Annotated in this window: 1 protein-coding gene; it reads left to right on the top strand. The window is 37.4% G+C overall.

Annotated features, from left to right (window positions below; genetic code table 11):
• Positions 1–438 precede the first annotated feature (438 nt).
• Positions 439–1,041: a recombinase family protein gene (locus tag BLT35_RS26120; RefSeq protein ID WP_074730250.1), complete on the top strand. Its 603-nt coding sequence runs from the start codon at positions 439–441 to the stop codon at positions 1,039–1,041.
• The last annotated feature ends 161 nt before the right edge of the window (positions 1,042–1,202 follow it).

Raw genomic sequence — 1,202 nt, 5'->3', positions numbered from 1 at the left:
AACTTTGTTATCTCGACAATAACAATTTCCATTTTGAGGTGCTGAATTCCTTTTAATTATGCTCAAAACACCCTGACTTTTTCAGGGGAAACTAATTAATTTTGAACACTAAGCGTTCTGAAAAATCGTCTGCCGAAAATGGATTATGGCTTTCGTATCGTAAAATATGACATAAGAGTTATTTGATAGGTGCGTACCCCTCAGAGAAGGTCAAATACATCACCTGTTCACTGTAAACCACCCCCCGCGGCTTGATTCCTAATGTCCCCCGCTTCCGCAGTGTCGAATTCTCCTTATTTTTATTACAGAAAGTACACATTTTGACATAATGAAAAGTCCCACCAATAGACCATTTCAAAAAGTGTTGAATTGATATATGAAATATTTCATAAATATGGTATACTTATTGAAACGACACTCATTGTCTGAGGTGCTGAAATGAAAATTGGATATGTTCGTGTTTCAACAAAGGAACAAAACACTGATCGGCAAATTAAGAAGATGCACGAACTAGGGATTGAAGAGAGATACATATTCGTTGACAAGCAATCGGGGAAAGACTTTAACCGTCCTCAGTACCAAGCTATGCGGCTTGTCATTAGGGAAGGGGATTTACTCTACCTTGATTCGCTTGATCGTCTAGGACGCGATTATGACGGTATCATAGCTGAATGGAAGTTTATAACGAGGGAAGTTAATGCTGACATTGTTGTGCTAGAGAACGAATCATTATTTGACAGTCGTAAATTCAAAACGATGGGTGATCTCGGAAAATTGTTAGAAGATCAGTTCTTAAGTATGCTGTCTTATGTTGCTGAGCAAGAAAGGAAAAAGACAAAGCAAAGACAAGCTGAGGGGATAGAAATAGCTCAAAAGAAAGGTGTTAGGTTTGGACGACCCAAAAGGGAAATCTCAGAAGAGTTTCTTGATGTATATCGTGAATGGAAAATCGGTAATATTTCCGCAGTAGCCGCTATGAAAAAGGTTGAGATGAAGCCCAATACCTTTTATAGGAGAGTTAGGGAACTTGAAAAGATATAAATTATAATTGGTCTTCTATGACTTATAACCTATCAATCTTCATTATGGTATAATATTACTATTGGATATGATCTATGCAGTTCGTGTCATTAACTGGTAAACGGTGGTTTTTGCTGCACAAATGTCACTAATTTCTCGAAATTAGGACGAAAAACCACTTG

Source organism: Paenibacillus naphthalenovorans (assembly GCF_900099895.1).
Lineage (GTDB): Bacteria > Bacillota > Bacilli > Paenibacillales > NBRC-103111 > Paenibacillus_G > Paenibacillus_G naphthalenovorans.
This window is presented reverse-complemented; position numbering and strand designations above follow the sequence as displayed.

Excerpts from the sequence above, each read along its gene's own strand:
- BLT35_RS26120 (WP_074730250.1), top strand. The coding sequence starts at position 439 with ATGAAAATTGGATATGTTCGTGTTTCAACAAAGGAACAAAACACTGAT.